Annotated in this window: 8 protein-coding genes, 1 tRNA gene and 2 pseudogenes; 5 read left to right on the top strand and 6 right to left on the bottom strand. The window is 73.5% G+C overall.

The window, feature by feature from the left end:
- Positions 1-157 precede the first annotated feature (157 nt).
- The 4 genes and pseudogenes from CTKZ_RS20275 to CTKZ_RS20260 form a co-directional block, all read right to left on the bottom strand.
- A pseudogene (locus tag CTKZ_RS20275) lies at positions 158-1,171 on the bottom strand (adenosine deaminase); the annotation flags it as partial.
- 107 nt (positions 1,172-1,278) lie between these two features.
- A complete protein-coding gene (locus CTKZ_RS20270) occupies positions 1,279-1,962 on the bottom strand; it encodes a response regulator transcription factor (RefSeq protein ID WP_124344594.1) in 684 nt (227 codons plus the stop codon).
- Positions 1,962-3,491 carry a sensor histidine kinase gene (locus tag CTKZ_RS20265; RefSeq protein WP_124344593.1) on the bottom strand — a complete coding sequence of 510 codons (1,530 nt, stop codon included), beginning with the start codon at positions 3,489-3,491 and terminating at the stop codon, positions 1,962-1,964. The genes CTKZ_RS20270 and CTKZ_RS20265 overlap by 1 nt, the downstream gene beginning before the upstream one ends.
- A gap of 173 nt (positions 3,492-3,664) precedes the next feature.
- On the bottom strand, positions 3,665-4,894 hold the full coding sequence (locus tag CTKZ_RS20260) for a pyridoxal phosphate-dependent aminotransferase (protein WP_124344596.1): 1,230 nt from the start codon (positions 4,892-4,894) through the stop codon (positions 3,665-3,667).
- Positions 4,895-5,119: 225 nt separating this feature from the next.
- Here CTKZ_RS20260 and CTKZ_RS20255 point away from each other — a divergent pair.
- The 5 genes from CTKZ_RS20255 (at position 5,120) to rplA (ending at position 7,855) form a co-directional block, all read left to right on the top strand.
- Positions 5,120-5,192: transfer RNA gene (locus CTKZ_RS20255), tRNA-Trp, on the top strand.
- A 124-nt stretch (positions 5,193-5,316) separates the two neighbouring features.
- Complete coding sequence (secE, locus tag CTKZ_RS20250) at positions 5,317-5,598, top strand: preprotein translocase subunit SecE (protein WP_124344592.1); 282 nt, start codon at positions 5,317-5,319, stop codon at positions 5,596-5,598.
- 86 nt (positions 5,599-5,684) lie between these two features.
- Entirely contained in the window at positions 5,685-6,482 is a 798-nt protein-coding gene (gene nusG / locus CTKZ_RS20245) for a transcription termination/antitermination protein NusG (RefSeq protein ID WP_124344591.1), read from the top strand.
- A gap of 90 nt (positions 6,483-6,572) precedes the next feature.
- The gene (rplK, locus tag CTKZ_RS20240) at positions 6,573-7,004 is read left to right on the top strand and encodes a 50S ribosomal protein L11 (protein ID WP_124344590.1); all 432 of its coding nucleotides are present in this window, start codon (positions 6,573-6,575) and stop codon (positions 7,002-7,004) included.
- A gap of 131 nt (positions 7,005-7,135) precedes the next feature.
- A complete protein-coding gene (gene rplA / locus CTKZ_RS20235; RefSeq protein ID WP_124344589.1) occupies positions 7,136-7,855 on the top strand; it encodes a 50S ribosomal protein L1 in 720 nt (239 codons plus the stop codon).
- A 251-nt stretch (positions 7,856-8,106) separates the two neighbouring features.
- Here the strand turns inward: rplA and CTKZ_RS20230 are convergent, their stop codons facing one another.
- Together CTKZ_RS20230 and CTKZ_RS20225 are read right to left on the bottom strand one after the other, a co-directional pair.
- On the bottom strand, positions 8,107-9,066 hold the full coding sequence (locus tag CTKZ_RS20230) for a phosphotransferase (RefSeq protein WP_124344588.1): 960 nt from the start codon (positions 9,064-9,066) through the stop codon (positions 8,107-8,109).
- A gap of 34 nt (positions 9,067-9,100) precedes the next feature.
- Positions 9,101-9,459 (bottom strand): annotated as a pseudogene (locus CTKZ_RS20225) (peptidase S32); the annotation flags it as partial.

Raw genomic sequence — 9,459 nt, 5'->3', positions numbered from 1 at the left:
GGCCGGCTCCGACCGCCGACCCGCCGGCCCGGCCGGCTCCGTCCGCCGACCCGCCGGCTCCGTCCCCCGACCCGCCGGCCCGTCCGGCGCCGTTCGTCGCGCCGGCCTGACGCTCGGAGCGCGCCGCCGTGCTCCCCGCTGGAGCCTCGCCGTCCTCGCCCGCGAGCCACGCGTCGACCCCCGCGAGCAGCCGCCCGCGCACGCTCTCCGAGGCGCGGCTCGCGAGGATCGACGACCGCGCGAGCGCCGCGAGCTCCTCGTCGGAGAACCCGTGCACGTCCCGCGCCGCCTCGTACTGCGCGACCAGGCGCGACCGGAACAGCAGCGGGTCGTCCGCCCCGAGCGCGACCCGTGCACCGGCCGCGACGAGCGTGCGCAGGGGCACGTCGCGGTCCGCGCCGTAGACGCCGAGCGACACGTTCGACGCCGGGCACACCTCGAGCGCGACGCCCTCGTCGACGACCCGGTCGAGCACCCGCGGGTCCTCGGCGCTGCGCACGCCGTGACCGAGCCGGTCGGGGCGCAGCGCGTCGAGCACCTCCTCGACGTGCGCGGGCCCGAGCAGCTCGCCACCGTGCGGCACCGCCGCGAGCCCGGCGCGACGTGCGATCGCGAATGCCGGTCCGAACGCCCCGGTGTCGCCGCGCCGCTCGTCGTTCGACAGCCCGAAGCCGACGACCTCGCCGGGACCGTCCCCTGCGTGCCGGGCGGCCAGCCGGGCGAGCGTGCGCGCGTCGAGCGGGTGGCGCATGCGCGACGCCGCGACGACGACGCCCACGTCGACCCCGGACGCCGCACCCGCGCGGCGCGCCTCGTCCAGCACGATCTCCAGCGCGGGCGTCAGGCCGCCGACGAACGGCGCGTACGACGTGGGGTCGACCTGGATCTCCAGACGTCCGGACCCCTCGGCGGCGTCGTCCTCGACGGCCTCCGCGACGATCCGCCGCATGTCGTCCTCGCTCCGTACGCACGCGCGCGCCGCGTCGTACAGCCGCTGGAACCGGAACCAGCCGCGCTCGTCGGCGGGCACGTGCAGCGGGTCGGCGTCGAGCAGGACGGCCGGCAGCCGGATCCCGTGCCGGTCGGCCAGGTCCGCGAGCGTGCCGGGCCGCATCGAGCCGGTGAAGTGCAGGTGCAGGTGCGCCTTCGGCAGGAGGGCCAGGTCACGCATCGGCACAGTGTGCCAGCCGCGGCCGGGTGCTTCCGCCCGACCGCCGCCCGCCGCGCAGCCGCCCGTGCGGACGTCCGCGCACGGACGGCCGTCGCCGCAGCGCCGGCTCAGCCGACCGCGGTCACGTCGACGAGCCGGTAGCCGACACCGCGCACGGTGTCGAAGTGCTCGGCGCCCACCTTGCGCCGCAGGTACCGCACGTACACGTCGACGACGTTCGACCCCGGGTCGAAGTCGTAGCCCCACACGTCCGACAGCAGCCGCTCGCGCGTGAGCACGTCGCCCGGGTTGCGCAGGAACGTCTCGGCGAGGGCGAACTCGCGCGCGGACAGCTCGACCTCCTGGTCCCGCACGCGGATCCGCCGCGTCCGCAGGTCGAGCTGCAGCGGTCCGTGGGACAGCACCGTGACGTCGCCGGACGGCTGCGGCTGCTGCTGGCGCAGGCGCAGGCGCACCCGGGCGAGCAGCTCCTCGAACCGGAACGGCTTGGCCATGTAGTCGTCGGCGCCTGACTCGAGCCCCGTGACGGTGTCGGTGACCGACGAGCGTGCCGTGAGCACGATGACGGGGAGCGCGTGCCCGGCCTCGCGCAGACGGCGCAGCACCTGGAACCCGTCGAGGTCCGGCAGGCCGAGGTCGAGGATGACGAGGTCGACCCCTCCTGCGCGGACGCGGGTCAGCGCGGCGTCGCCGGTCGTCACGGCGGTGGCCTCGTACCCGGCCGTGCGCAGGCCCTTGGCGACGAAGGCGGCGATCCGCTCCTCGTCCTCGGCGATGAGGATGTGCGTCATCAGTGGTGCTCCGCGAGGTCGGCGATGCGGTCGGGGACGGTCGTGTCACCGTCGACGAGGTCGACGGCGGGAAGGTCGAGGACGAAGACGGCGCCGCGGCTCCCGCGCTCGGGCGGGCGCTCGACGACGACCGTGCCGTGGTGCGCCTGCGCGATGGCGGCGACGATCGGCAGTCCGAGGCCCGCGCCGTTCTGCGACCGGTCCGCCTGGCCGCGGTGGAAGCGCTCGAAGATCCGGCGCTCCTCCGACGCCGGCACGCCCGGACCCTCGTCGCGCACCCACAGCATGAGCCGGTCGCCCACGACCTCGGAGCCGATCCAGACGGTCGACCCCGGGGGCGAGAAGCGGTAGGCGTTCGCGAGCAGCTGGAGCCACGCCTGCGTGATGCGCTGCTCGTCGAGGCTCACGGTGACGTCCGCGCGCGACGTGACGACCCACCGGCGGTCGCCGAGCCCGCGCGCCTTCTCGTGCACGTCGTCGGTCAGCCGCCCGACGTCGGTGGGGGCGAGCCGCACGAAGTCGGGCCGCTCGGCGGTGGCCAGGATCATGAGGTCGTCGACGAGGCGGTGCATGCGGTCGAGCTCGTCGAGCGCGAGCGACTGCGTCGTCCGGACGTCCTCCGGGTCGTCGGGGTCGAGCAGCTCGAGGTGCCCGCGCACGATGGTCAGCGGCGTGCGCAGCTCGTGCCCGACGTCGTCGAGCAGCTCGCGCTGCGAGCCGAACGCGCGCTCGAGCCGGTCGAGCATCGCGTTCACGGTGTGCGCGAGGTCGCCGAGGTCGTCGTTGCTGCTGACGTTGATCCGCTCCGACAGGTCGGACTCGGTGACGCGCCGCGCGGTGTCCCGCAGCAGCCGCAGCGGGTGCAGCAGGCGTCCGACGACGAACCACGCGACGACCGAGATGCCGAGCAGCGCGAGGATGCCGACCGCCGAGTACGTGAGGAACGTCGTCTGCAGCGTGCGCATCTCGGCGCTGCGGTCGAACGCGACGACGAACAGCCCGAGCGCGGGGTCGCGGTCGACGCGCACCGGCGCGGCCATGAGGCGGTACTCGGTCACGCTCGTGCGGACGGTCTGCACCGTGGGCCTGCTGGTCGAGAGCGACAACCGGCTGAGGTGGTCGATGAGCTCGGTGTCGGTGTCGAGGCGGATCGCGTTCGTCTCCGGCGCGGCCCGCCACTTGAGCCGGCCGGACAGCAGGGCGATCACGCCCTCGTTCTTGCCCGGGACACGGTTGCGCACCGCGACCTCGAGGACGTCCTCGACCGTCTCGACGGGGACGTCCGTCGTCGGGTTCTCCTTCTCGACGACCCGCAGTGCCGACAGCGCACGCGCGAGGGAGTTGTCGATCCGGGCGTCCGTCTCGCGCGACTGCAGCCAGAACGCCGACGCGCCGGCCACGAGCACGGTGAGCGCGGAGAGGACGATCACGGCCGTGAGGATCCGCACGCGGACGGTGAGGTGCGCAGCGGTGAGCGGCGCAGGCGCGGGAGCGCTCCCGCGCGCGCTGCGTGGCTCGTCCGGACGCATGGCGGACAGTATGGACCGGGGCACCGACGGCGCGCAGTACCGGATCAGCAGCGTCACGACCACGAGGGACGGCCCGCGGGCGTGCGCCCTCCGACCGTCAGCGGCGCGTCACCCGTGCCGTCCGGGTCGACGTCGGTGGGTGCGGCCGGGCTGCGCGAGCCCGGCCGCGACGGTCACTCGGCCTCGGCCAGCAGACGCTGGATGCGCGACACGCCCTCGACGAGGTCGGCGTCGGCGAGCGCGTACGACAGGCGCAGGAACCCGCTGGGGCCGAACGCCTCGCCCGGCACGACCGCGACCTCGACCTCGTCGAGGATGAGGCTCGCGAGCTCGGCCGACGTGCGCGGCGTGACGCCCCGGATCGTCCGGCCCAGCAGACCCTCGACGGACGGGTACGCGTAGAACGCCCCCTGCGGCGCGGGCACCTCGACGCCGTCGATCGCCCCGAGCATCTCGACGATGGTGCGGCGGCGGCGGTCGAACGCGGAGCGCATCTCCTCGACCGCGGCCAGGTCGCCCGTGAGCGCGGTGATCGCGGCCCGCTGCGGCACGTTCGCGACGTTCGACGTGAGGTGCGACTGCAGGTTCGTCGCAGCGGCGATGACGTCGCGCGGGCCGATCATCCAGCCGACGCGCCAGCCGGTCATCGCGTACGTCTTCGCGACGCCGTTGAGCACGACGCACGTGTCCGCGAGCTCCGGCACGACGCGCACGATCGGCGTGAACACGGCGTGGTCGTAGGTGAGGTGCTCGTAGATCTCGTCGGTGACGACCCAGATGCCGTGCTCGAGCGCCCAGCGCCCGATCTCGGCGGTCTGCTCGGGGGAGTACACGGCGCCCGTCGGGTTGGACGGCGAGCAGAACAGCAGGATCTTGGTGCGCGGCGTGCGGGCGGCCTCGAGCTGCTCGACCGTGACGAGGTAGCCCTGGTCGACGCCCGCGAACACCTCGACGGGCACGCCGCCGGCGAGGCGGATCGCCTCGGGGTAGGTGGTCCAGTAGGGCGCGGGGAGGAGCACCTCGTCGCCCGGGTCGAGCAGCGCCGCGAACGTCTGGAAGACGGCCTGCTTGCCGCCGTTGGTGACGAGCACGTCGGCCGGGCTCACCTCGTACCCGGAGTCGCGCAGCGTCTTCGCGGCGATCGCCTCACGGAGCGCGGGGAGCCCAGCGGCGGGCGTGTACCGGTGGTTCGCCGGGTCCTGCGCTGCGGCGACGGCGGCGTCGACGATGTACGCGGGGGTCGGGAAGTCCGGCTCGCCGGCGCCGAACCCGACGACGGGCCGGCCGGCGGCCTTGAGCGCCTTGGCCTTGGCGTCGACCGCGAGGGTCGCGGACTCGGCGATGGCGGCGACCCGGGCGGACACGCGGGCGCGGGGGGTGGTCTGCTCGCTCACGGGCCCCATAGTGGCAGAGGTCACGCGACGGCGGCCCGGCCTTTCGACCCGTGGCGGGCGCCGGGGGCAGGGTGGCGCGGCGTGCTGCGCGAGCCCTCCGCGGACGTGGTTCGACCCATGCGGTCGCGTCGCGTACAGTGGACCCCCGGCGGTTGACCTTCGCCATGATGAGCCGCGCCCTCGCATCTCCGGACGTGAGGGTACGGAGCGTCATGGAGCGGGTGCGGCCGCCGTAGGGCAGTGGCGCAATTGGTAGCGCAGCGGTCTCCAAAACCGCAGGTTGCAGGTTCGAGTCCTGTCTGCCCTGCGCACACGTCCCGGCTCCCGGCCGGGCGTGAGCAGGATCGCCGGACGGTCCGGCGCGTCGCGTCAGCCGTCCCACCGCCGGGCCGCACGGTCCCGGTGGCCACCACGAGACACAGGGGCCAGACGTGAGCGAAACCGCACCGGCCGCGGCGTCCGACGCCGGGGGCCCGGCGACCGCCCGCGAGCCCAAGTCCGTCAAGGGCGAGAAGAAGCGCGGGCTGTTCGCCCGCATCGCGCTCTTCTGGCGCCAGGTGGTCGCCGAGCTCAAGAAGGTCGTCCGGCCGACGCGCTCCGACCTCATCACGTACACGACGGTCGTCCTCGTGTTCGTGGCGGTCGTGATGGCGTTCGTGACGGTGGTCGACCTCGGGATCGGCCGTCTGACGTTCTGGGTGTTCGGGGGCTGAGCCCTCGCGGCCGCACCGGCCGGCCCACGGTGGCGAGGAGTCTCGCCACCCGCACGCACCCCATGCGGGAGAAAGCAGGTTCGCACGTGTCGCAGGAGTCGCAGGAGCCCACCGGCGCCGAGACGGAGCTCGAGGACGCCCTGGCGTCGGTCGAGGCGGTCGAGGGCGCCGCGGGCGACGAGCTCGCTCCGGCCGACGACGCGTCGACCGACGAGGTCGCCGAGGTCGAGGACGAGGGCGCCGAGGTCGAGGAGTCGGCCGAGGACGCCGAGCCCGACCCCGACGAGGACCCCGTCGCCGCCTTCAAGTCGCAGCTGCGCAGCCAGCCCGGCGACTGGTACGTCATCCACTCGTACGCGGGCTACGAGAACCGCGTGAAGGCGAACCTCGAGAACCGCACGCAGAGCCTCAACATGGAGGACTTCATCTACCAGGTGGAGGTCCCCATGGAGGAGGTCGTCGAGATCAAGAACGCGCAGCGCAAGGTCGTCAAGCGCGTCCGGATCCCCGGCTACGTCCTCGTCCGCATGGAGATGACCGACGAGTCGTGGGGCGCCGTGCGGCACACCCCGGGCGTCACCTCGTTCGTGGGCCACACCCACCAGCCGGTGCCGCTGACGCTCGACGAGGTCTTCTCGATGCTCGCGCCGTCGCTCACCCCCAAGGCCCCCGCCACGGCGGCCGCGGCCACCAAGAGCACCTCGCAGATCCAGGTCGACTTCACGGTCGGCGAGTCGGTCACCGTCACGGACGGCCCGTTCGACACGCTGCCGGCGACGATCTCCGAGATCAACGCCGAGAACCAGAAGCTCAAGGTGCTCGTCTCGATCTTCGGCCGGGAGACCCCGGTCGAGCTGTCGTTCAGCCAGGTCGCCAAGATCTGACGCTGACGCTGCCGCCCCGCACCGTGGGGCGGCACTGCAACCGGGTCATCGCCCACGGCGTCGGCCCACGAACCAGAGAGGGACGGCTTCATGCCCCCCAAGAAGAAGGTCACCGGCCTCATCAAGCTCCAGATCAACGCCGGTGCGGCGACGCCCGCCCCGCCGATCGGCCCCGCGCTCGGTCAGCACGGCGTGAACATCATGGAGTTCTGCAAGGCCTACAACGCGGCGACCGAGTCGCAGCGCGGCAACGTCATCCCCGTCGAGATCACGGTGTACGAGGACCGCTCGTTCACCTTCATCACGAAGACGCCGCCGGCCGCCGAGCTCATCAAGAAGGCCGCCGGGGTCGCCAAGGGCTCCCCGACGCCGCACACCGTGAAGGTCGCGACCCTCACGTCGGCCCAGGTCCGCGAGATCGCGAGCACCAAGCTCGAGGACCTCAACGCGAACGACCTCGAGGCCGCCGAGAAGATCATCGCCGGCACGGCCCGCTCGATGGGCATCAAGGTCGAGGGCTGACGTCCTCACCCCGCCGGTCGGCGTCCGCGCCGACCGGCACCACGCGGCACGAGACCTCGTGACGTGACGAAGTTCAGTGGCAGGGCCCTGTGCGGCCCGACGGACCACGACTGCTGAGAAGAGAGAAGCAGATGGCGAAGCACAGCAAGGCGTACCGCAACGCCGCCGAGAAGATCGAGGCCGGCAAGGTCTACAGCCCGCTCGAGGCCGTCCGCCTCGCGCAGGGCACGTCGACCACCAAGTACGACGCGACCGTCGAGGTCGTCTTCCGCCTCGGTGTGGACCCGCGCAAGGCGGACCAGATGGTCCGTGGCACGGTCAACCTCCCGCACGGCACGGGCAAGACGGCGCGCGTCCTGGTCTTCGCGACCGGTGAGCGTGCCGAGCAGGCCCGCGCGGCCGGCGCCGACGAGGTCGGTGGCGACGAGCTGATCGAGAAGGTGGCCGCCGGCTACACCGACTTCGACTCGGCCGTGGCGACCCCGGACCTCATGGGCAAGGTCGGTCGTCTGGGCAAGGTCCTGGGCCCGCGCGGTCTCATGCCGAACCCGAAGACCGGCACCGTGACGATGGACGTGGCCAAGGCCGTGTCCGACATCAAGGGCGGCAAGATCGAGTTCCGCGTGGACCGTCACGCGAACCTGCACTTCATCATCGGCAAGACGTCGTTCTCCGACGTCAACCTGGTGGAGAACTACGCGGCGGCGCTCGAGGAGATCCTGCGTCTCAAGCCGTCCGCCTCGAAGGGTCGCTACATCACGAAGGCGACCATCTCGACGACGAACGGCCCCGGGATCCTGCTCGACCAGAACAAGACCCGGAACCTGACGGTCGAGGACGACGCCGCCTGAGGCTCGTCCCCCGCGCACGAACGGCGAAGGCCCGGTCCCCCCTGCGGATCGGGCCTTCGCCGTTCTCGTCCCCACCGGTCCTGCCCGGCTCTCCCCGTGCGGGTCACCGTCACCGCTGCTCGTCGGACCGTCCTGCGCCGGGTGGACGCGGACGCTCCCCCCGGCGGTGCCGGGCCCCTGCGGCCCGGACGCCCGAGCCCCGACGCGCGGGGCGGGCGTCCCGACGGGCGCGGCTCGCGACCGCGTACGGATCAGGAGCGGCGCGCGGGCACCGACGTCGTGCGGGTGCGCCCGACCAGCTCGAGCGGTCGGGACCACAGTCCTGACAGCCACGCGCGCTCGTCCTCGCTCGGGTCACGGTCGAGCGTGAGCTGGGCCGTCCACTCGACCGCGGAGGCGAGCGTGCGGGCGACGGCCGTCGCGCGGTTCGGCAGCGCGTCGCCGCCGAGCTCGCGGTACTGGCCGGCGAACGTGGCGACGGGGTCGAGATGCCACGCGGGGTCGAGCGCCGGACCGAGCGCGAGCGCGAGCCAGTCGAGCGCGGTCGCGACGTCCCACCGCGGGTCCCCGCAGCCGCTGCGGCCCGCGCGCGCGGGTGCCAGCGGACCGTCGGGCGTGTCCCGACCGGCACCGAGCAGCACCGCACGCACAGACCCGCGGGTCCGCGTCACGACGACCTCGTCGCCGGTCGGGTCGCCGTGCACCCACTGCACCGGCAACCACGCGCGGCGGGTCTCCGCGACGGCGCGGCGGATCCCCGGGTGCGCGCGGACCGCCCAGACGGGGCCCGTGTCGCCGGGCAGGTCGTCCAGCCAGTCGGGCAGCGGCTCGGTCAGCACCCAGGGGAGCTCGGCGACGGGCGTCGTCGGGGTCAGCGGCGTGCGGTGCAGGCGGACCAGTGCCGCCGCCCACGCGGCGAGCAGCTCGCGCAGGTCGACCCGCAGCGACGGCAGGGGTCCGTGCGCGTGCATCTGCTCGGTCAGGTCCTCGAGCTCGCGGACGAGCGATCGGGCGCCGGTGCCGGGCGCGTCGACGGGGAAGGGCGCGATCGCGTGCCGCCCTGTGGTGCCGTGCGGGCTCTCGTCGGGCTCGGGACCGAGTCCCACGACCTCGGGAGACCGCCCAGCGGCGGCGTGCCGGCCCGCGGACGGCCGCAGCGCGATGACGCGTGCCGTCGGCTGACGGTCGACTCCTTCTGCCAGGACGCTCATGTCGGGCGGTCTCCTCGTGGTCTCGGTCGGGTCGTCAGCGGGTGCGGCCGCGGACGATCGCGGTGACGTAGCCCGCCCAGAACGCCTCGCGCTGACGGCGTGCGGCCTCCGCTCGGACGCGGGCGAGCGCCAGCGCGGCGCGCTGCGGGCCGTAGATGCGGGCGTAGGCCTGCGCGAGCGCCTCGGTGAACGGTTCCGTGAACGGCTCCGTGAACGGCTCCGTGAACGGCTCCGTGAAGGGCTCGGTGAACGGTTCGGTGAAGGGCTCGGTGAACGGGTTCGCTCCGAGGGCCTCGGTGAACGGCTCCGTGAAGGGCTCGGTGAACGGCTCCGTGAAGGGCTCGGTGAACGGCTCCGTGAAGGGCTCGGTGAACGGGTTCGCGCAGAGGGCCT

Origin of the sequence: Cellulomonas algicola (genome assembly GCF_003851725.1) — a bacterium.
Classification (GTDB): Bacteria; Actinomycetota; Actinomycetes; order Actinomycetales; family Cellulomonadaceae; genus Cellulomonas; species Cellulomonas algicola.
This window is presented reverse-complemented; position numbering and strand designations above follow the sequence as displayed.

Coding starts and splice junctions, on each gene's coding strand:
- rplK (WP_124344590.1), top strand. CDS start 6,573: ATGCCCCCCAAGAAGAAGGTCACCGGCCTCATCAAGCTCCAGATCAAC.
- CTKZ_RS20270 (WP_124344594.1), bottom strand. CDS start 1,962: ATGACGCACATCCTCATCGCCGAGGACGAGGAGCGGATCGCCGCCTTC.
- CTKZ_RS20260 (WP_124344596.1), bottom strand. CDS start 4,894: ATGGGGCCCGTGAGCGAGCAGACCACCCCCCGCGCCCGCGTGTCCGCC.
- CTKZ_RS20230 (WP_124344588.1), bottom strand. CDS start 9,066: ATGAGCGTCCTGGCAGAAGGAGTCGACCGTCAGCCGACGGCACGCGTC.
- rplA (WP_124344589.1), top strand. CDS start 7,136: ATGGCGAAGCACAGCAAGGCGTACCGCAACGCCGCCGAGAAGATCGAG.
- CTKZ_RS20265 (WP_124344593.1), bottom strand. CDS start 3,491: ATGCGTCCGGACGAGCCACGCAGCGCGCGCGGGAGCGCTCCCGCGCCT.